This window comes from Burkholderia sp. 22PA0099 (assembly GCF_047497165.1).
Lineage (GTDB): Bacteria > Pseudomonadota > Gammaproteobacteria > Burkholderiales > Burkholderiaceae > Burkholderia.
In genome coordinates, this window is sequence record NZ_CP163165.1 from 270,751 (window position 1) to 289,467 (window position 18,717).

Annotated in this window: 19 protein-coding genes and 1 tRNA gene; 12 read left to right on the forward strand and 8 right to left on the reverse strand. The window is 64.0% G+C overall.

The genetic code is table 11. The features are described from left to right. The first annotated feature begins 917 nt into the window (after positions 1–917). Positions 918–1,832 (forward strand): integrase domain-containing protein, encoded by a 915-nt coding sequence (locus tag AB4851_RS16450; RefSeq protein ID WP_414450682.1) that lies wholly within the window; start codon positions 918–920, stop codon positions 1,830–1,832. A gap of 284 nt (positions 1,833–2,116) precedes the next feature. Further along, positions 2,117–3,166, forward strand: a complete 1,050-nt coding sequence (locus tag AB4851_RS16455; protein ID WP_414450683.1) for a restriction endonuclease — start codon at positions 2,117–2,119, stop codon at positions 3,164–3,166. A gap of 34 nt (positions 3,167–3,200) precedes the next feature. On the opposite strand, the gene AB4851_RS16460 is transcribed toward AB4851_RS16455, so the two are convergent. Further along, positions 3,201–3,737: a hypothetical protein gene (locus AB4851_RS16460; protein ID WP_414450684.1), complete on the reverse strand. Its 537-nt coding sequence runs from the start codon at positions 3,735–3,737 to the stop codon at positions 3,201–3,203. Positions 3,738–3,932: 195 nt separating this feature from the next. Between AB4851_RS16460 and AB4851_RS16465 the strand changes: the two genes are divergently transcribed. The 4 genes from AB4851_RS16465 to AB4851_RS16480 all read left to right on the forward strand — a co-directional run bounded on the left by AB4851_RS16465 (position 3,933) and on the right by AB4851_RS16480 (position 6,008). Continuing rightward, positions 3,933–4,184 (forward strand): hypothetical protein, encoded by a 252-nt coding sequence (locus AB4851_RS16465; protein ID WP_414450685.1) that lies wholly within the window; start codon positions 3,933–3,935, stop codon positions 4,182–4,184. Between the two features lie 179 nt (positions 4,185–4,363). Continuing rightward, positions 4,364–5,047, forward strand: coding sequence for a DUF433 domain-containing protein (locus AB4851_RS16470; protein WP_414450686.1), 684 nt, complete (start codon positions 4,364–4,366; stop codon positions 5,045–5,047). Continuing rightward, entirely contained in the window at positions 5,044–5,448 is a 405-nt protein-coding gene (locus AB4851_RS16475) for a hypothetical protein (protein WP_414450687.1), read from the forward strand. The genes AB4851_RS16470 and AB4851_RS16475 overlap by 4 nt, the downstream gene beginning before the upstream one ends. Positions 5,449–5,765: 317 nt before the next feature. Continuing rightward, a complete protein-coding gene (locus AB4851_RS16480; RefSeq protein ID WP_414450688.1) occupies positions 5,766–6,008 on the forward strand; it encodes a hypothetical protein in 243 nt (80 codons plus the stop codon). Between the two features lie 28 nt (positions 6,009–6,036). Here the strand turns inward: AB4851_RS16480 and AB4851_RS16485 are convergent, their stop codons facing one another. After that, on the reverse strand, positions 6,037–6,207 hold the full coding sequence (locus AB4851_RS16485) for a hypothetical protein (RefSeq protein WP_414443457.1): 171 nt from the start codon (positions 6,205–6,207) through the stop codon (positions 6,037–6,039). 197 nt (positions 6,208–6,404) lie between these two features. Here AB4851_RS16485 and AB4851_RS16490 point away from each other — a divergent pair, with 197 nt between their 5' ends. Next, positions 6,405–6,959, forward strand: a complete 555-nt coding sequence (locus tag AB4851_RS16490; protein WP_414450689.1) for a YaeQ family protein — start codon at positions 6,405–6,407, stop codon at positions 6,957–6,959. Between the two features lie 16 nt (positions 6,960–6,975). On the opposite strand, the gene AB4851_RS16495 is transcribed toward AB4851_RS16490, so the two are convergent. Continuing rightward, positions 6,976–7,386 (reverse strand): VOC family protein, encoded by a 411-nt coding sequence (locus tag AB4851_RS16495; protein ID WP_414450690.1) that lies wholly within the window; start codon positions 7,384–7,386, stop codon positions 6,976–6,978. Positions 7,387–7,875: 489 nt separating this feature from the next. On the opposite strand from AB4851_RS16495, the gene ada reads away from it, so the two are divergent. The 4 genes from ada to AB4851_RS16515 all read left to right on the forward strand — a co-directional run bounded on the left by ada (position 7,876) and on the right by AB4851_RS16515 (position 12,217). Next, positions 7,876–8,964 carry a bifunctional DNA-binding transcriptional regulator/O6-methylguanine-DNA methyltransferase Ada gene (gene ada / locus AB4851_RS16500; RefSeq protein WP_414451873.1) on the forward strand — a complete coding sequence of 363 codons (1,089 nt, stop codon included), beginning with the start codon at positions 7,876–7,878 and terminating at the stop codon, positions 8,962–8,964. Continuing rightward, positions 8,961–9,959 carry a DNA-3-methyladenine glycosylase family protein gene (locus AB4851_RS16505; RefSeq protein ID WP_414450691.1) on the forward strand — a complete coding sequence of 333 codons (999 nt, stop codon included), beginning with the start codon at positions 8,961–8,963 and terminating at the stop codon, positions 9,957–9,959. Before ada ends, AB4851_RS16505 begins: the two co-directional genes overlap by 4 nt. A 150-nt stretch (positions 9,960–10,109) precedes the next feature. Then, positions 10,110–11,723: a glutamate--cysteine ligase gene (gene gshA, locus AB4851_RS16510; RefSeq protein ID WP_414450692.1), complete on the forward strand. Its 1,614-nt coding sequence runs from the start codon at positions 10,110–10,112 to the stop codon at positions 11,721–11,723. Between the two features lie 230 nt (positions 11,724–11,953). After that, positions 11,954–12,217, forward strand: a complete 264-nt coding sequence (locus AB4851_RS16515) for a DUF3761 domain-containing protein (RefSeq protein ID WP_414450693.1) — start codon at positions 11,954–11,956, stop codon at positions 12,215–12,217. An 18-nt stretch (positions 12,218–12,235) separates the two neighbouring features. Here the strand turns inward: AB4851_RS16515 and AB4851_RS16520 are convergent, their stop codons facing one another. The 5 genes from AB4851_RS16520 to AB4851_RS16540 form a co-directional block, all read right to left on the reverse strand. After that, on the reverse strand, positions 12,236–12,976 hold the full coding sequence (locus tag AB4851_RS16520) for an SDR family oxidoreductase (protein ID WP_414450694.1): 741 nt from the start codon (positions 12,974–12,976) through the stop codon (positions 12,236–12,238). Then, the gene (locus AB4851_RS16525; RefSeq protein ID WP_414450695.1) at positions 12,973–14,289 is read right to left on the reverse strand and encodes an FAD-binding oxidoreductase; all 1,317 of its coding nucleotides are present in this window, start codon (positions 14,287–14,289) and stop codon (positions 12,973–12,975) included. The genes AB4851_RS16520 and AB4851_RS16525 overlap by 4 nt, the downstream gene beginning before the upstream one ends. Before the next feature lie 2 nt (positions 14,290–14,291). Beyond that, the gene (locus AB4851_RS16530) at positions 14,292–15,797 is read right to left on the reverse strand and encodes a UbiA family prenyltransferase (RefSeq protein WP_414450696.1); all 1,506 of its coding nucleotides are present in this window, start codon (positions 15,795–15,797) and stop codon (positions 14,292–14,294) included. 18 nt (positions 15,798–15,815) lie between these two features. Beyond that, positions 15,816–17,045 carry a glycosyltransferase family 87 protein gene (locus AB4851_RS16535; protein WP_414450697.1) on the reverse strand — a complete coding sequence of 410 codons (1,230 nt, stop codon included), beginning with the start codon at positions 17,043–17,045 and terminating at the stop codon, positions 15,816–15,818. 486 nt (positions 17,046–17,531) lie between these two features. Then, a tRNA-Lys gene (locus AB4851_RS16540) sits at positions 17,532–17,607 on the reverse strand. Positions 17,608–17,832: 225 nt separating this feature from the next. On the opposite strand from AB4851_RS16540, the gene AB4851_RS16545 reads away from it, so the two are divergent. Beyond that, positions 17,833–18,714: a patatin-like phospholipase family protein gene (locus AB4851_RS16545; RefSeq protein WP_414450698.1), complete on the forward strand. Its 882-nt coding sequence runs from the start codon at positions 17,833–17,835 to the stop codon at positions 18,712–18,714. The last annotated feature ends 3 nt before the right edge of the window (positions 18,715–18,717 follow it).

The following is an 18,717-nucleotide window of genomic DNA, read 5'->3' on the forward strand; positions in this document are numbered from 1 at the left end:
TAGGGAGTTACCGAATATGTTTATGCAACTGTCGCATGTGTACCGCTCGGCTCATTGTCGGCAACGCACGACATCGTCTCGAAACTGCAACATGCGGCATTGTGACCGGTGGTGGCGTCACTTTGCGAATCGCGTGGCAAAGCGATGCGCGTCTGGAAATGTTGTGTGCGTCACTCTGTAGACGTGACTGCCATTCCCGGGAGGCTGCTGGCGATGGCTGAAAATTCGTTGCCAAGCCGAGTGGTCATTGCTAATCTCACTGCACACCTCGCCCAGGTTAGGGCATCGACTGAAGTACACCGAGCTTGCTCGGCAATTGCGTGAAAAGCCTGCTATGCGGGCATGGTGACCTAGCTGGTCGCCCTTTGAATTTCTTAAGAGCGGTACCCATACCCAAAATCCGTCCGCAGTTTCGTGATGGATTTGTGACTGCTTCGCTGTACAGCGATGCCCCATCGCCTTTGCTTTCTGCGAAAGGCGTGATCTGCAATCCCCGTATGCCGCCCCCGCGGCACTGACTCCGTGACGTGCGCTTCCCAGCGCTAACGCCGTGTCTTGTTGCGCCCATCTCAATTGTCCTCGTGACGATGGGCGGCGCGCTCGAGCACAGCGTCTTCTATCTCGTGCCGACTTGATCGGCACGCATCCCTTCGCGCGGTCGGGGCATTGGCGTCCCCCGATCGGTCGCACAGCCAAAACACGGATCAAACGGGGGAAGCGTCCTCCTGCCGCGTGTCGACCCTCGTCGGGTCGATGCGCGCCAGGCTGCGTCGGCTTGCTGACGTAGAACGCTCTCGATCTCACCAGGCCGAGGCTCGTGCCCCCGTTTGTTGTCTCCCGGCTGCGTTCCCGCAGCTCCGTCCAACGGCCAGGGAGACGACTGGGGTCGAGCCTCACGTCATGGATATGGGGTGTGCATGTCACAGCAGTCACTCACGGCCGACCTGTGCCGTGCCGCGCGCCGTGCGCGTGGCAAACAGGCAAACCTGACCTACAAAGGTCGGGCGCTGGCGCTCGCGCGTTTCGCGAGCTTTATCTGGCAAGCGGGGTTCCAGGTTCACACGACTGGGCAACTGAAGGAGAAACACCTAGCTGCTTGGGTCGACGACATGGCGGCGCGCGAATGTTCAAAGCGAACCATCGCGAACAACCTAGCGCACGTCCGTACTGCCTTGGAGGGCATCAAGCGACGGCCGTTCGCCGACAAGATGAGCAATGCCGCGTTCGGCATCGCAGGGGCGAGCCGGGCCGGTACCAAGCGACCGATGGATGCGGAGGCGTTTGAGCAGTATCGACGTGCGGTCGATGCTATCGACCAGGGGGTCGCGATTGTTCTTGAGCTGCAGTTGGAGTTCGGGCTCCGCGCCGAGGAGGCGGTATGTAGTGTCAGCTCCCTGGCTGACTGGCGCCGAGCCCTGGCCAATCCGATCGGCGATAGTTTCGTGACGATCTTCCGTGGAACGAAGGGCGGCAAAGCACGACGCAGCCCACCTTTGGTGAGGGAGCGCGCCGCCGCACTTGTGGAACGGGCTATCAGGTTTGCTGCCGACCATAACGGTCGACTGGTTCGAAAGTCGGATCTCATGCGGGCGATGAACCGATATCACTACGTTGTGCGCAAGGTCGGTATGACCGATGAGCGCGCACCGCATAGCCTCCGTTACGCATACGCGACCGAGCATCTAGAGCGGCAGAAGGCGGCCGGCGTATCGCGCCGGGAGGCGGCTGCGGGTGTATCAACATGGCTCGGCCATGGGGGTGGGCGGGGAACGTGGGTAGAGCAGGTTTACGGGCGTCAGGCGTTGACCGGTATGGAGGTGGAACATGCATAGGCATGTAGACACGCTACCGCTCGTTGGACACTCCAGATGGAAGCAGATCGAGCCTTTTGTTGGTGTCTGTCGGGAGACGTGGCGACAGCTCTACTTGGCCGGACGGGCGCCTCAGCCGATTCAACTATCTCCGCGGTGCACGGTCTGGAAGAACAGCGAGATTCATCGATATCTGGCTGACCCACTTGGCTATCGTTAAGTGGGTGTCTCGGAAATGACCTTGATGCTTTAATAGGAAGTGATGTTAGATAGAATCGAGAATCCCACGACGCCCACAACTAAGTATGAAATTTACTGACCTCGATATCGATTTCCGCAAAGTTACTCCGTCTCAGTTTGAGGAGCTTTGTTATGACCTGGTGAGCAGGAGTGGATTCTATGCGCTGAAGTGGCGTCGCGGAGGGGCAGATAGCGGCCGAGACATCGAGGCGACGTTGCGACTGCACAATGCAGTAGTGGGAACTATCGAAGAGCGGTGGTTTTTCGAATGTAAGCACTACACATCCGGTGGAGTGCCGCCCGACGACTTAACATCGAAAATTGCGTGGGCGGATGCGGAGCAACCGGACCATCTTGTGTTCTTCATGTCGTCGTACCCGACCAATCCAGCCCGCGACTGGTTGAAGAAAATTGAGGTTCAAAAATCGTATCGAGTGCATGTTGTTGAGGAGAAAGATCTTAAAGATCTACTCTTGGCATTCCCCGATTTGGTGGAAAAATATTTTGCCAGTGCAATTGTTCGGCTTCTTCGTTCGATTCAAGACACATGGGTAGCACATGGACTGCCGCCTGATTCTGGGGCTATAGATCGTGTGTTAGGAGAGTTGGACATTGCGAACCTTGCACTACAGGACGTTGCATTTCTTTGGGGGGCATGTCTCCGTGCGAAATCTGATACACCAACACTCTCGAGGCGGATTCTTAGTCTCAAGCCGTACATCATAGGTTTGGCTGGAGCAGATCGCTCGGTCTTCGATGGAATCGTAATGTCGAAGGAGAAAGGGAAAATTGCTGCGGAATTTACCTTGATCTATAGGGCTCATGTTAAAGAGCATATTATGATCGAATCTGATTTTACGAAAAATGGCTCGACGTATGAGGGAAGATACTCCTTGGCTCTATTGACTACTGGCGAGGTGATTGAAGTCCTTTCGTCTAAGGACGGCTCATTTGGCCCTCTGGTTGTGGCGTGGGGCGATGGGAAAGATTTCTTTGTACCAGTGCGAGACAGGCTTCTTTCCGGAATACATTTTGATCATGATGCGGAGGATATGCCGGACGGTGCTGAAGTCTCGCAGTCACATGATCAAGTGGATCTCGGGACGTTATATTGATCGGAAGACCATGGGCAATGAGAGTTTGTGCAGATTAATGCTGCTGATTCAATACTGTCCCAAGGTGGCGCGCGATCACGGTGGGCGCATTGCCGACGTCGACGAGTTCTGCCCACGAGTAGACGTGATGGCCTTTTTCCCGTGCGAGTCGGAAGTGCTTGCCGGTATCGTTCGTAATGACTACGGCACCCGCAGCCAACGCGACGAGGAACGCATCTGTGCGGTTCTTCGGGATTGCTTTGCCGGGCCGTTCGGTGACCTTGATCGACTGTAGCGTCTGGACCGTGCCTTCGTCTGCCCAGTAGCCGTGATCGAAGCCAGAGTAGCCATTGCTTGATCCATCCGGGCCGGCAAAGCCGAAGATGCCGCGTTCAGTCGCAGCGGCGAGAAGCCGTCGGCACAGATCCTTCTCGGCCGCTGTTGTGTTGCCGCTCTGGATGCCTTGCTGGTACTCCGTGGCGAGATCCGGCGTTACCGCTAGAGTGAACTCGCTATCAGCGAGCGCGGTCGCAGGGTCGATGCCAGCTCGAGCCAGATCGGCCAAGGTGTTGTTGTCGAAGTAGACGTTCATAGGGCGGCTCCTCGAATGCGATGGGGTACATGGTAGGCCACATTTTCCTGGTGACGGGCACCGGCGAAACAGGTTTACGAATCATTGATACTGTTAGCCGGAGATGCTGGTCATGCTCTACCCGTGTTGACAGTGGCCTTGCTCGGAACGTGGCCGAACTGCATCGTTGATGCCTTCTATTCCCGGAGAAATGCCATGGAAGATATTGAGGTTGGAAACATTCATCTGTCTTGCCATTACATGGGGCGCGAATTGGACGCCGCGGTGAGGAAGATCGACGGCAAGTACCGGATTGCCTACCAAGTGGTCAGAAACAGCCCTTTGGCTATGGCGGGTGAGCCGGTTATGGTCACTGTGGAGGCAGCCGGGGCGTTTGTGTCACGCGAGGAAGCACATGGGGCCGCATTCGACAGCATGAGGGCCGCGATTGACCAAGGACGGGCATGAGCCTGGATGGGCCGCTAAACGAACCGTAGCGACACACCTCAGTCCCGCTGAAGTAGCGTGGTTGGGCGGGAATGAGCTGCTATAGCGCGGTGGGAGGACGGTCGGCGAATTTAGGTAGAATTGGATCGCTTAGGGACCGGGTATCTCCCGGCGGGTCAACTTTTTGGAGGGAGGGGGTTATGCAGCTTACCGGCATCGGCCTATACACCTTCCATGAGGCGGCTCTGCTGACGAAAATACCGGTCAGGGACCTACGCCGCTGGCTGGATGGATATTCCTACCGGGACAAGAAGCACGAGTCGATTTCCGTTGATCCGCTCTGGGAAACGGCGCTTGCTGGCGATGACCTCGACGGCATCAGCTTTCATGACCTTCTTGAAGTTCGGTTCGTACATGCGTTCCGCGAGCACGGCGTCAGCCTGCAGACGATTCGTGTCGCGAGCCAGCATGCACGCGCGCTTTTCAATACGGACTACCCGTTCACCTCACAGCAGTTCCGCACTGATGGTCGAACGATTTTTGCATCGGCCATTGAGGAGACCGGGGAAACCGAACTGCTGGATTTGGTGAAACAGCAGTATGCGTTCAGGAAGATCATTGAACCATCGCTGCGCACCGGTATCGAGTTTGGCGCCGACCGCTTGGCCGCCCGCTGGTACCCGGCTCCGCGTAGCAAGGCGATCGTGCTAGACCCGGCCATCGCCTTTGGCAAGCCGATCGTCACGCATGGTTCTGTCAGGACATCGATCCTCTCCGAGGCGTTCAACGCGGAGGGTGACAAGAACCTCGTCGCGAGACTCTACGAAGTGCCCGTTGCCGCAGTCGATGCGGCCGTCGCCTTCGAAGAAAGTCTGGCTGCGTGAAGTTCTTCGTCGACAACAATCTTCCTCCTGCCCTGGCAAGGGCCCTCCACGCATTGAGTGATTCCCGCGGGCACTCTGTAGTGCATCTACGGGAGAAATTCGACCAAGACTGCAGGGACGAGGTCTGGATCAACGCGCTGTCGATAGAGGGCGGCTGGTCGGTGATCACTCACGACAGGCTGAACAAGGGATTGGAGCGCGAAGTGCTGAGCCGGGCTGGGCTGATCGTTTTCTTTTTGGACAAGAGTTGGTCGAAGCGCACTTTCTGGGACATATCCCACACCATCGTGCGCTGGTGGCCGAGGATTATCGAGCAGTCAGAGGGGATGCAGGGCGGAGCCGCATTTAAGGTCCCCTACAGTTTCTCCGGCAAAGGGCGATTCGAGCAGGTCAAATTGTAGCGCGGGTATTCGGTCGCTCGATGTCGAGTGCCATGTGGATAACTTGGCGGCTTTGCGTTTTAGGTACACACTACGGTACACAAAGACCCTGTTAAATCGACGGGGCCTTGCCCTATATGGCGCTGTGAGAAATTGCTAGGTTCTGTATCGGTCCGCGTCGCCAGCCTGCCTTCAGCGCGTTTCGCATCCGCACCACCTGCTTCGCAATCCCGTCATGCCGCGCGCCATCGAATGCTACGGTGTTCGATCACCCGCCATCGACGAGAGCCCGCATGCCCCCTTGTTCACGACTGCTCGCCGGCTGCCTGGCGTGCGCATTGTCCGCCGTCGCGCTGCCGGCGCTTGCCCAGCTTGATTCGGAGACCTATTCATCGGCTCATGGCGCGGGCGGTTTCATGCGCGTCAACAATCGCGAGGATTATCTGCGCGCGGAACGCCATCAGCAGGAAGAGCTGCGCTACCAGCGCCAGCATGAGGAAACGATGCGCGAGGAGCGCATGCAGGAAGAGCGCGTGCGTCAGCAACGCATGGATGAGCAGCGGATGAACAGCAACCATTGAAGCGGGGCGCGATCGCAGCCCGAACGCCTCAATGCTCGCGCCGCCAATGCTTCCACGGATGCCGCCAGTCGATATGCACCGCGTGCAGCGCGCGCGGATGCCGCCGGCGATGTTCCTGCCACAGCTCGTCGGAGAACAATGCCGCGACGATCACCAGCGGCAGCACGAGAAAAATGCCCAGGATCACTTGCTCGACCACGATTGCCTCCGTGCGGCTGACGGGCAGCGTAGCGCCCTGCTTTTTATTCTAGGCAGCGCACGAGCGGCGCGTCGTGGATTTTCTCGTATGGCGTGCCACCGTCCATAGCCTTCACCGCGATTTCGGGCGCACGCCGCGCGCATTCGGTATCATCACGCCCCGACCGAACCTTTCGCCCGCACGCGGCACGACACCGGATGGCGCTCAAATCGACGATCTACAAGGCTGAACTGCAAATTGCGGACATGGACCGGCACTATTACGCCGACCACACGCTGACGGTGGCCCGTCATCCCTCCGAGACGGACGAACGCATGATGGTGCGTATCGTCGCGTTCGCGCTGCTGGCGCGCGAGCGCCTCGAGTTCGCCAAGGGCCTGTCCGACACGGACGAGCCGGACATCTGGCAAAAGGACCTGACGGGCGCGATCGAGGCCTGGATCGACGTAGGCCAGCCGGATGAACGGCGCATCTCGAAGGCCAGCGGCCGTTCGGCCCAGGTGGATGTGATCGCCTACGGCGGCCGCACCTCGGATATCTGGTGGCAGGGCGTGCGCAGCAAGGTGGAACGCCTGCGCAACGTGCGCGTGCTGACGTTGGCCGACGGCGCCGCCGAAGCGCTCGGCACGATGGCCGAACGGACGATGCGGCTGCAATGCACGATTCAGGATGGCTCGGCCTGGCTGTCGAGCGCGTCACACGATCCGGTCGCGGTCGAATGGACCGTGCTGAAGCCGCGCGCCGGCGAGTAACGCTTTTCCTTCCTCGCTACACCGCGCGCGGCGGTCCCTTCAATTCCACGCGATTTCCCTCGGGGTCGGACAGATAGATCGATGGCCCGTAGCCGTCCGCGCCATAGCGCTCGGCCGGCTCGTCGGGCGCGGCGCCGTGCGACGTGAGGTGAGCGCGCAGTGCGTCCGCATCGAACGGCTCGACGCGCAGGCACAGGTGATCCATGTTGCGGCCCGCGCCCGGCATGCCGCTGTCCGCGCGGTCGATCGGTGCGTTCTGCCTCAGCAGGTCGATCAGCGTGCTGCCGGCACGCAATTGCATGAGCCCGAGATCAGGCTGTTCCTTCTCGAGATGGCAACCCAGCACGTCGCAGTAAAAGCGCAGCATCGACGGCATGTCGACGACGCGCAGCACGACGTGGTCGATGCCGAGAATCACGGGTTTCATGAGGCGCGTCTCCTGTTTCAGGCATGGAGCGATCGAGTCTAGTCGATCACGCGCGGCGCATCGAGTCGGCCATTCGGCCAGCTCGACGGACATGACGCGATGCGCGCAAAATTCCCGCAGCGATGAACAACGGTGTGCCCGAACGATGGACGAAAAAAAGCCCGCTCTAGTGGAGCGGGCTTAATCCATATCAGGAGGAGACATGGAGGAGACAGTTCCAACTATACACAGGCCGATGGTGCGTCGCAATAATTCGATTGCAAAATATCGTTACGGAGTCAATGTGTCGCAGCGCTTCGGCTGTTTCGCGCGCTGCGGCAAAGGGCTGCGAATTTGGGTGTAGTTCTCGCTTAATTGACGTGCGGTGTGGCGCGGCGCTGCATCCGTTCGCACCCCGTTAGTTCTGCCGAATGACAGCGCAAGATTCCGGCAGGCAGCGCAGGGCGTGCCACGTAGAGTGCATACCGTTCTCACTGTTTTCGCGAGGCGATCATGTCTTCCAAGTACCCGACCGACGAATCCCGCTGGGCCGCCCTCGTCGCGCGTGATGCCGGGGCCGACGGCGTGTTTTTCTACGCAGTCCGCACGACCGGCGTGTTCTGCCGTCCGAGCTGCGCGTCGCGCATGCCGCGTCGCGAGAACGTGGCGTTTTTCGACGCGCCGGCAGCGGCGCGCGAAGCGGGCTTCCGACCCTGCAAGCGCTGTCAGCCCGAACGCGCGCCGCGCGAAGTGGAGATCGTGCAGCGCGCCTGCGCCGTGCTCGACGCGAGCGATCGCGCGACGCTGGCCGAGTTGAGCGCGGCCGTGCATGTGAGTCCGTTTCATTTGCAGCGCCTGTTCAAGCGGGTGGTGGGCGTGACGCCGCGTCAATATCAGGCGGCGCGCCGTGGCGCTGCACTGCGCGATGCGCTCGAAAGCGGCGCGCCGGTCACGCGCGCGGCGGTCGATGCCGGGTATCAGTCGTCGTCGCGTGTGTACGAGGCGGTGCCGCGCGAGCTCGGCATGGCGCCGTCGGTGTTCCGGCGCAAAGGCGCGGGGCTGCGCATCGAGTACGCCACCGCGCCCACGTCGCTCGGCCAGGTGCTGGTGGCGGCCACCTCGCGCGGCATCTGCCGGATTGCGTTTGGCGACGCGATAGCGCCGCTCGTCGACGATCTGCGCACGAGTTTCGCGAACGCCGAATGCGTTGCCGCGCCGGAGCGTCTGGCGCCGTTCCTGAGCGAGATCGATGCCTACCTGCACGGCACGCAGGAGCGCATGACGTTGCCGCTCGACATCAGCGCGACGGCGTTCCAGCAGCGCGTCTGGGAAGCCCTGCAGCAGATTCCGTATGGCCAGACGCGCAGCTATACGCAGATCGCCGAGGCGGTCGGTTCGCCGCGTGCGGTGCGGGCCGTGGCGAGCGCCTGTGCGTCGAACCCGGTGGCGCTCGCGATCCCGTGCCACCGCGTGATCCACAAGGACGGTGCGCTGACCGGCTATCGCTGGGGCACCGCGCGCAAGGCGGCGCTGCTCGCGGCCGAGGCACGGCAGGCGTCCGGCGAGCCGGCCGCGCTGTCGCTCGACGACGCCGCATGACGCGTCGCGCCGCGGCTGCATCCGCCTCCGCGCTGCTCGCCATAGGCGGGCCCAGCGTTGCAGGCGTGGGCGCGGGCGATGCCGCGCGCGTCGAGATCGCGTTGCCGTTCCGGCCGCCGTACGACTGGCCGCGCCTGTTGCGTTTCCTGGCCGGGCGCGCGATTCCCGGCGTCGAGACCGTCGCCGACGGCGCGTATCTGCGTGCGATCGACTATCGCGGCGCGAGCGGCGTGTTGAGCGTGCGCCGTCATCCCACGCGCCGCTGCCTTGTTGCGACGATCGAGGGCACCGCTGCGTTGCGCGCGGACGACGCGCTCGCGGCCCGCTTGGCCACCGTCTTCGACGTGCGGGCCGACCCGGCCGAGATCGGCGCGCATCTGGCGCGCGACGCGTGGTTCGCGCCGCTGGTCGCGGCAGCGCCAGGCTTGCGCGTGCCGGGCGCGTGGTCCGCGTTCGAGCTTGTCGTGCGCGCGATCGTCGGCCAGCAGGTCAGCGTGAAGGCCGCGACGACGATCATCGGACGATTGGTGCAGCGCGCCGGCGAGCCGCTTGCCGCACCGCCGCATCCGGCTGTCGGCTGGCGCTTTCCCGAGCCGGCCGCGCTGGCCGCCTGCGATTTCGACCGGATCGGCATGCCCGGCAAGCGGATCGCCGCGCTGCAGGGCACGGCGCACGCGGTGTCCGCCGGCGAGGCGCCGATCGACCTCGCCGCCGGCACGGCCGATTTGACGCAACGCCGTGCGGCGCTGCTCGCGCTACCCGGCATCGGCCCGTGGACGGTCGAATACATCGCGATGCGCGCCTGGCGCGACCCGGACGCGTGGCCCGCCACCGATCTCGTGCTGATGCAGTCGATCATCGCGCGCGATCCGTCGCTCGACCGGCCGTCGAGCCAGCGGCGGCGCAGCGACGCATGGCGCCCGTGGCGTGCCTATGCGGCCATGCATCTCTGGAACGAAATTGCCGACCGGGCGGGCGGCGCGCGCGGCGGCTGAGGGCGCTGGAAGGCAAGCCAGGCTTGGCTGTGCCGGGAATCGGGGTGGGCTCAAGCGGGCGTGTCGGCGAGATGTTAAAGTGCCCGCTACCGTCAATCCCGGCGGGCGGTGCGCGTGGCAGCAAACCGCCATGCCTGCTTCCGAGCATCCATGTCGAACAAGATGACTTCCAGCCACACCGACTTGCTGCAGCAACGTCTCGCCGTGCTGGCTTCCGGGCCGACGCGCGAACGTCTGGTTGACGGCCTGCGCGGTATTGAAAAGGAAAGCCTGCGCGTGACGCGCGACGGCATGATCGCGATGACGCCGCATCCGCGCGCGCTCGGTTCCGCGCTCACGCATCCCGCGCTCACGACCGATTATTCCGAGGCGCTGATCGAGCTGATCACGCCGGCCGAACCCGATGTGGCGATCACGCTGGCGAGCCTCGACACGCTGCATCGCGAAGCGTACGCCGCGCTCGGCGACGAGATGCTCTGGAACGAATCGATGCCCGGCACGCTGCCGGCCGACGATCAAATTCCGATCGCCGAATACGGCAGCTCGAACATCGGCCGCCTGAAGACCATCTACCGCCGCGGCCTCGCGTATCGCTACGGCCGCACGATGCAGTGCATCGCGGGCATTCACTACAACTACTCGCTGCACGAGGATATCTGGCTGCGTTTGCGCGAGCATGCGCAGTCGGCCGCCGCGCCGGTCGATTACCAATCGGCGCGCTATCTCGCGCAGATCCGCAATTTCCGCCGCACCAGTTGGCTGCTGATGTACCTGTTCGGCGCGTCGCCGGCGCTCGACAAGGCGTTCCTGCGCGGGCGGGACAGCGCGCTCGAGGCGTTCGACGCGACCACGCTGTATCGCCCGTACGCCACCAGCCTGCGGATGAGCGATCTCGGCTATTCGAACACCACGGCGCAGTCGGCACTGGTGGCCGACTACAACTCGCTCGACGGCTATCTCGACGCGCTGTCCAAGGCCGTCAGCGAGCCGTATCCGGCCTATGAGGCGATCGGCACGCATCGCGACGGCGAGTGGATCCAGCTCAACACCAACGTGCTGCAGATCGAGAACGAGTTCTACTCGACGATCCGTCCGAAGCGCGTCACCTATTCGGGCGAGCGGCCGCTGCATGCGCTCGCGTCGCGCGGCGTGCAGTACATCGAGGTGCGCTGCCTCGATATCGATCCGTTCGAGCCGACCGGCATCGCCATCGATACCGCGCGCTTCATGGATGCCTACCTGCTGGTGTGCGCGCTCGACGACAGCGCGCCGCTCGAATGCGATGCCTATCGCGAGGCCAATGCGAACTTCGGCCGCGTGACGATGGAAGGGCGCAAGCCGGGGCTCGAACTGGTGCGCGACGGTGCGGCCGTGACGATGCGCGACTGGGCCGAGGACGAGTTCGCGAAGATCGAGATCGCGGCGCGCGTGCTCGACGAGATCCGCGGCGACGATGCACACGTGCGTGCCGTGGCCGCGCAGCGCGTGAAGCTCGACGATCCCGAGCAGACGCCGTCGGCGCGTGTGTTGCGCGAGATGCGCGAGCGCGGCGAATCGTTCCTCGATTTCGCGCGCCGGCAAAGCGCGGCGCATGCCGAATACTTCCGTGCGCGGCCGCTCGATGGCGAAGCGGCCGCCGCGGCGCGAGCACTGGCCGACAAGTCACTGGCCGAGCAGGCCGAGCTGGAAGGCAAGGACGGCGGATCGTTCGATGCGTTCGTGGCCGCTTATCGCGCTTATACGCTGAACCGCTTCAGCGTTTGAACTGAATCGGGTTGGGCCGATCGTTGCGTTTGCAACGATCGGCATGCCTGCGAATCGCGGGCTGCATCGTCCTTGCGCCGTCCGGCGCGCAGCGTTCCTCATTGTCGAATGGCGCGTGCCGCGAGTCGCGGTAAAGTGCGACAGCCGCGTTCGCATGATTCACCGGATTGCTTTGCCGGATGCGCAGACGGCACCGACAAAAAGCGGCCGAACCGGCCCGGGGGACCACGATGAAACGATGCCTGATTGCGATCCTGCTCGGCGTACTGGCCGCGCCGGCCTTCGCCTACCAACCCGATCCCGACGAATCGCAACTGCGCGAGCATCACCATTACACGAACCGCGACGGCCAGGCCGTGCACTCGCCGGCGCATTCGCGCAACGGGCGCGCGCCGGCCGGTGCGAGCGCGCATTGCGGCGACGGCACGTACAGCTTCAGCCGGCATCGGTCGGGCACCTGCTCGCGCCACGGCGGGGTGGCGGAATGGGAGTGAGGGGCGTCCCCGCCTGGCCTACAGCGAAGCGCGCTTGAACAGAAAGCGCGGCAGCGAGCGGATCACGAGCATGATGAGCGCCCAGAAGCGCGGCGTGTAACACACGTCCCGGCGCCGAGCGACCGCCGCGACGATATCGCCGGCCACCTTGTCCGGCATCGCGACGAGCGGCCCCGGTAGCGGCAGGCCTTCGGTCATCGGTGTGGCGACGAAGCCCGGCTTGATCGTCACGACATGCGCGCCGGCCTTGAACAGCCGCGCATTCAGCCCTTCGCAGAACGCGGTCAGCGCGGCCTTCGCGCTGCCGTACACGTAGTTCGACGGACGCCCGCGCTCGCCGGCCACCGACGAAATCACCGCAAGCACGCCGCGCCGCTGCGCTTCGAGCAGGTTGGCGATCGGCGTGAGCAGCGCGATCACCGACACCGCATTGCTCATCAACTCCTGCACCGTCAGCGCGGCATCGGCCTGGCAGGCGGCCTGATCGGGCAGCGTGCCCGGTGCGACCAGCACGATGTCGGGCGCACCGAGCGCTTCGGCGCAGCGCGCGAGCATGTCGCCGTGCCGATCGACAGCGGTGATGTCCAGCACGAACGTCGCCGCGAGCGCCGCGCCGCGCGCCGTCAGATCGTCGGCCACCTGCCTCAGGCGCTCGCCGTTTCGCGCGACCAGAAAGAAGCGCGTGCCGTCCGTGGCCCATCGGCGTGCACATGCATGAGCGATCGCGGACGTCGCGCCGATGATGAGGATGTTCTTCATGTTTGCGTGGTTCGTTGCCAGAAGCGCGACAGGATCGCCGGATCGCGATGCCGTTCGAGGTCCTGCCAGTGCGGATAGGCCGCGCGAAAATCGGCGCCCGACATCTGCGCGTCCTTCGCCGGATAGAGGCGCCCGCCCGCTTCGCGCACGATGGCGCCGAGCGTCGCGAACAGCCGCGCGTTGATGGCGTCGCGTTGCGGAAAGTCGAGCGCCAGCGAGGTGCCTTCGAGCGGAAACGAGAGCCGCCCGGGCGACGCCAGCGCGCCGCACCGCTTGAGCACCGCGAGGAACGAACCGGTGCCGCTGCGGGCAATGGCGTCGAGCAGCGCGCGGATCGCGTCGCGCGCCACGGCCGCCGGCACGACGCACTGGAACTGCTGGAAGCCCGCGCGGCCGTAGATGCGGTTCCATTCGAGCAGGCTGTCGAGTGGGTAGAAGAACGTGTCGAAGCCGACCGTCGAGCGCACTTCGTCGGCGGCCTGCTTGCGGTAGTACAGCGCGTTGAACGCGCGCAGCGTCAGCCGGTTGATCGGCGACACCGGCAGCGTGAACGGCACGCTGCGCTTCTTGCGCGCGTCGAGGCGCAGCGGGCCGCTCGTCGCGTGATCGCCGATCATGTAGATGCCGCGCCCGAGTTGCGCGCCGCTCGCCTGGCAGTCGATCCATGCCACACCGTATTCGTGCAGCGGATCGAGCCGCTCGGACAGATCGAAGAACGCGTCGAGGTGGCCGAAGCGGATCGCGTGCGTATCGATGAGGCTCGAGCGCACCGGCATCAACTGGATTTCGGCCCAGACCACGATGCCCGTCAGCCCGAGGCCGCCGATGGTCGCCGCGAACCAGCCGGGGTTTTCGTCGGGCGCGCATTCGATGAGGCTGCCGTCGCTGCGTGCGAGCAGGAAGCGGCGCACATGACGCCCGAACGTGCCGCGCAGATGATGATTCTTGCCATGCACATCGTTGGCGATGGCGCCGCCGAGCGTCACGTATTGCGTGCCCGGCGTGACCGGCAGCATCCAGCCGCGCGGCACCGCAGTATTCAGGATGGCTTCGAATGTCGTGCCGGCTTCGGCGCGCAGCACGCCGTTTTCCCAATCGGCCGAGATCAGGCGGTCGAGCGCGATTGTCCGCAGGACGTGATCCGAGGCGGCGAGGCAGCTATCGCCGTAGCTGCGTCCGTTGCCGAACGCCAGCGTCGTGCCGTGTGCCTGCGCGAGTTGCGTCCACGTCGGCTGCACGCCGTCCCGCCAGGCGAGTGCGTGCGGCGTTTGCGGAAAGTACGGATAGCGGCCCCACGAAAGCGTGCCCGGCATGGCTACCATGCGGCAAAGAAGATCGCGCCGAACAGCACGGCGATCACGAGGCTGACGCGATCGCGCGCGGCGAACACGATCGGATCGTGATGCATCTGGCCGCGATGGGACACCATCCACATGCGGCTGATCCAGTACAGCAGCAGCGGGCACGCCAGCCAGATCGTCTGCGGCGAGCGATACAGTTCCGCCGTGCGCGCGTCCTGGATATACAGCGCGAGCACCAGCACCGCGAGATATCCCGAGGACGTGCCGAGCGACGAGATCAACGGCAGGTCGCTCGCCAGATAGCCGCGCCCGCGCGTTTTCTCGACGCCGCGCGCTTGCATCGCGTGCAGTTCCGCATAGCGCTTGGCGAGCGCGAGGCTCAGGAAGATGAACATCGAGAAGCCGAGCAGCCAGAACGTCAGCGGCACGCTGACGGCCGCCGCGCCCGCGATGATCCGGGCGGTGTACAGGCCGGCCAGCACGACGACATCGACCATCGCCTGCTTCTTCAGGAATAACGAGTAGGCGAGCGTCAGCACGTAGTAGCCGCCCAGCACGCCGACGAAGCGGATCGGCAGCGCCAGCCAGGCGATGCCCGCAGCCGCCGCGAGCAGCAGCGGCGCGAGCAGGGCGCCGTGCGCGATCGGTAATGCGCCCGATGCAAACGGCCGCTTGCGCTTCATCGGATGATGGCGGTCGTCCTGCAGATCGAGCAGGTCGTTGAGCAGATACGCGCTCGACGCGCACATGCCGAACGCCAGGAATGCCAGCAGCGCCTGCAGCATCAGCACCGGGTCCGACATCTTGTGCGCCGCGAACACGGGCACGAAGATCAACAGGTTCTTGAGCCACTGATGGAAACGCAGTGCGCGCACCCAGGCATCGAGCACGGGCGGCCGCGAACGGATGACCAGTTCGACGTTGCCGTGCCGATGCGCCTGCCGCTCCAGGCCGCGCGACGGGTTGACGAGATGCGCCGTATACGCGTTGCGCCATAGGGTGAGATCGGTGCGCGCGTTGCCGATGTAATCGAAGCCGTGTTCGCCGAATTCGGCTACCAGCCGGTCGCGCTTGCCGTGCGATTCGCTGGCGGCCACCACGCACTCGAAGATGCCGAGGTGATCGGCGATCTGTTGCGCCTGGCGAGCGTGGCCCGACGTCGTCAGCACGAGCGTGCGGCCTTGTTCGTGCTGGCTGCGAAGCCAGTCGAGCACGATGCCGTCGTAGGGCAGCACCGTGACGTCGATGCTCACCTGCTCGGCGAGCCAGGCCGCCAGCGCCGCCTTGCCGCCACGCAGCAGCGGCATCACCGCTTCGACGGCGCGATGCGGCGTGGCGCGCAGCAGTGCGCAGCCCGATTCGACGAGCAGGCCGGAGCGCAACAGCGTGCCTTCCAGGTCGACGACGAGCGGGCGGGCCAGTGCTGGATCGGGGCGCAGTGCAATGACCGTCGACGTTGCCGCCGCGCTCGCATCACGTGCGTCGTTGGCAGCCGGTTCGATCAGCGTGGACGGTTGCATGGGCGCTCCCCGCGCGGTTCAGTGCGCGCTGCCGGCAGCGGCAGGCAACGCGGTATCGACGGTCGGCATCATGCGTTCGACGCGCATCGCTAGGCGCGTGCGCCGCACCGCGACGAGCAGCAGCGCCCAGAACACCAACGGGCCGAAGCCGATTTTCAGATGATCCTCGGACAGATTGCCGAGTGCCGGATACAGCCACGCGACGACGAGGATCCACCGTTCCCCGCGCAGCCAGCCGTGTTTTACCGACGCGGCGGCGAGCAGCGCCAGCGGGATGCCGAGCCACACGCCGTCGTAGTTGTACATGTATGGGCTGATCAGGAAGGTGCCACCGACCAGCGCCGTCGCGCGCACTTCGAGCGCCTTCGAGTGACGCCACACCCAGCCGACCGCGGCGAGCGCCAGCACGGCTTGGCATGCCTGTGCGATATAGGCCGGGCCGATTCCGACGTGGAACACGCGCAGCGAGGCGAACAGGCTGGCCATCTGCTTCCACGGCAACCTGCCGCTGGCGACAGCGGCGTTTGCGTGGGACAAGCCCTCCAGGAACGGATGCACGATCCCGACGCCGAACACGCCGATCGAGATGGCCGTGAAGATCGCGGCCGTCACGCCCGCGGCGATGAACGCCGTCCACATGCCGGCGCACGCGAGCGCGACCGGAAACAGAATGGCGAGATGCGGCTTGATCGACAGCAGGCCGATGAACACGCCAGCGAGTACGGGGCGCGTGTTCAGGGCGAGCAGCGCCGCGAGCGCAAGGCTGGCCGTCAGCGCCGCGTTCTGTCCTTGCGCCGCGTTGAGCCACAGGCCGGTAAACGCGAGGATCAGAACCAGCGAATTCGGTACCGATGCCATCGTGCGGCGGATCAGCAAGACGAACAGCAGCGTCGTGATCGCTTCGAAGATGACGTAGCCAACCGGGCTCGACAGCAGGGCGAACGGCCAGACCATCAGCAGGAAGTTCGGCGGATAGAACCACGGGCCGGTGAGTTGCGCGTGCGGCGAGATCAGTTGAAACGTATTCGCGTAGGCGTTCCAGTCGTAGGCCTTGAGCGGCGTACCGGCCAGCGTCAGATGGGAGGCTACCCAGAACGCCTGAAAGTCATAGCCGATCGGATGCCCGTGCTGCTTCCAGCCGTCCATGGCCGACACGACGACCCCGAACGCCTGCACGACGAGCAGAATCGTGCCGGCATAGGCGAGGAGGCGGGAGGCGTTGAAGAAGCGCTGTGGCGAGCTGGCCATGGTAAAGATCGGGGGATTTGCCGACCCGTATGATAACGGCTGGTCTTGGGGAATCTTGACGGAGTTGTGTCTTGTTGGATTACAAGAAGGTAACGCCGGAGCTGCCTCGCCTGGATTAACTGCTGTCGAGAAACAGCGCGATTATTTGCGGGTATTGGATGTTTTTAATCCCATCGATGGCGCAGGCGTGAGGCGCCTGGGACGGGCGCCTGCGGGGTGCGGGCGGGTATGCCCGGATGATCGCGTGAGCATTGTCGCGGGAGTGCCGGTTATTCGCCGATTTACCCTATTCGCACCGGTATGGGGAGGGCGCGTAATTGACGATATGGGAATGGCGGGCCTGAGCGATTTATTAGACTAGACGAATAACTTCAAAGTCGATTGAGACGGGATGTGGGCTGATGGCCTTGGCGCGTGATTCGACTGTCCCGGGACCGCCAAAGCAAAAAGCCCGGTCAGCTTTCGCTAACCGGGCTTCCAAATGCTTGGTGGGGCGTGAGTGACTCGAACACTCGACCTACGGATTAAGAGTCCGCTGCTCTACCAACTGAGCTAACGCCCCCAACAGAAGAAAGATTATGCACAAGCTTTTGAGGCTTGTCTACCCCTTTCTCGCTTTTCCTTCAAAAAAGTGCCTCGCTCCGCCCAAGGCCCACCCGACCTGCCCGCGGCGGCTCCGCTATCATGACGCCCGGCAGACAGGCAGGGGCCAAGCCCAGGGCCAATCGGTCATTCACCCTCGCCGCAGCCGGCCCCGGCACGGTTCACCAAACAAGGAGCCCCCGCGATGTTCGATCAAGTGGTATTCGCCGGTGGCGGCAACCGCTGCTGGTGGCAGGCGGGCTTCTGGGACATCGCGCAACCGGCGCTGGCGATCCGTCCGCGCGTGATCACCGGCATCTCGGCCGGGGCGGCCACGGCCTGCATGCTCTACACGCGCGATTCGCAATGGGTCATGCGCTATTACCGCGAGGCGCTGCGCGACAACACGAAAAACGTCTACTGGGGCAACCTGTTGCGCGGCAAGCCGGTGTTCCCGCATTACCGCATCTATCGTCAGGCGCTGGTCGACATCTACGGCGAGCCGTTCGCGCGCCTGGACGACGCGCCCGAAATCCGCATCGGCGTCTCGCACGTGCCGCGTTGGCTCGGCGCGCGCAGCGCGGTGGCGGCTGGCCTGGTGGCCTACAACATCGAAAAATACGTTCGCAAGACGCTGCATCCCACGCTCGGCCAGTCGCTCGGCTTCCGGCCGGAATTCGTGCGGGCCCAGGCCTGCGCGGATGTCGACGAGTTGGCCGACCTGATCCTGCAGTCGTCGTGCACGCCGCCGTTTACGCCGGTGCTGCGCCGCGCGGGGCGGCCGGTGCTCGATGGCGGGATGGTCGACAACGTGCCGGTGGGCGCGCTCGATCCCGCGCCGGGCAAGGTGCTGGTGATGGTGACGCGCCGCTATCCGCGCCCGCAAAGGTTCACGGTCGCGCACGGCGAACAGACGCGGCTCTACGTGCAGCCGTCGATCAAGGTGCCGATTTCGAGTTGGGATTACACGAGCCCGGGCCAGATGCAGCACGCCTACGATCTCGGCCGCCGCGATGGCGAGCAGTTCGTTGCGGCGATGGTGCGCGAACGCGAGCAGATGGCGCAGCCGGTGGCCGTGGCGTCCTGAACG

What these genes read in the sequence shown, in the direction of transcription:
- AB4851_RS16515 (WP_414450693.1), top strand. Translation starts at nt 11,954, where the DNA reads ATGAAACGATGCCTGATTGCGATCCTGCTCGGCGTACTGGCCGCGCCG.
- AB4851_RS16525 (WP_414450695.1), bottom strand. Translation starts at nt 14,289, where the DNA reads ATGCCGGGCACGCTTTCGTGGGGCCGCTATCCGTACTTTCCGCAAACG.
- AB4851_RS16465 (WP_414450685.1), top strand. Translation starts at nt 3,933, where the DNA reads ATGGAAGATATTGAGGTTGGAAACATTCATCTGTCTTGCCATTACATG.
- AB4851_RS16505 (WP_414450691.1), top strand. Translation starts at nt 8,961, where the DNA reads ATGACGCGTCGCGCCGCGGCTGCATCCGCCTCCGCGCTGCTCGCCATA.
- AB4851_RS16495 (WP_414450690.1), bottom strand. Translation starts at nt 7,386, where the DNA reads ATGAAACCCGTGATTCTCGGCATCGACCACGTCGTGCTGCGCGTCGTC.
- AB4851_RS16470 (WP_414450686.1), top strand. Translation starts at nt 4,364, where the DNA reads ATGCAGCTTACCGGCATCGGCCTATACACCTTCCATGAGGCGGCTCTG.
- gshA (WP_414450692.1), top strand. Translation starts at nt 10,110, where the DNA reads ATGTCGAACAAGATGACTTCCAGCCACACCGACTTGCTGCAGCAACGT.
- AB4851_RS16450 (WP_414450682.1), top strand. Translation starts at nt 918, where the DNA reads ATGTCACAGCAGTCACTCACGGCCGACCTGTGCCGTGCCGCGCGCCGT.
- AB4851_RS16530 (WP_414450696.1), bottom strand. Translation starts at nt 15,797, where the DNA reads ATGCAACCGTCCACGCTGATCGAACCGGCTGCCAACGACGCACGTGAT.
- AB4851_RS16460 (WP_414450684.1), bottom strand. Translation starts at nt 3,737, where the DNA reads ATGAACGTCTACTTCGACAACAACACCTTGGCCGATCTGGCTCGAGCT.
- AB4851_RS16535 (WP_414450697.1), bottom strand. Translation starts at nt 17,045, where the DNA reads ATGGCCAGCTCGCCACAGCGCTTCTTCAACGCCTCCCGCCTCCTCGCC.
- AB4851_RS16455 (WP_414450683.1), top strand. Translation starts at nt 2,117, where the DNA reads ATGAAATTTACTGACCTCGATATCGATTTCCGCAAAGTTACTCCGTCT.
- AB4851_RS16490 (WP_414450689.1), top strand. Translation starts at nt 6,405, where the DNA reads ATGGCGCTCAAATCGACGATCTACAAGGCTGAACTGCAAATTGCGGAC.
- AB4851_RS16520 (WP_414450694.1), bottom strand. Translation starts at nt 12,976, where the DNA reads ATGAAGAACATCCTCATCATCGGCGCGACGTCCGCGATCGCTCATGCA.
- AB4851_RS16545 (WP_414450698.1), top strand. Translation starts at nt 17,833, where the DNA reads ATGTTCGATCAAGTGGTATTCGCCGGTGGCGGCAACCGCTGCTGGTGG.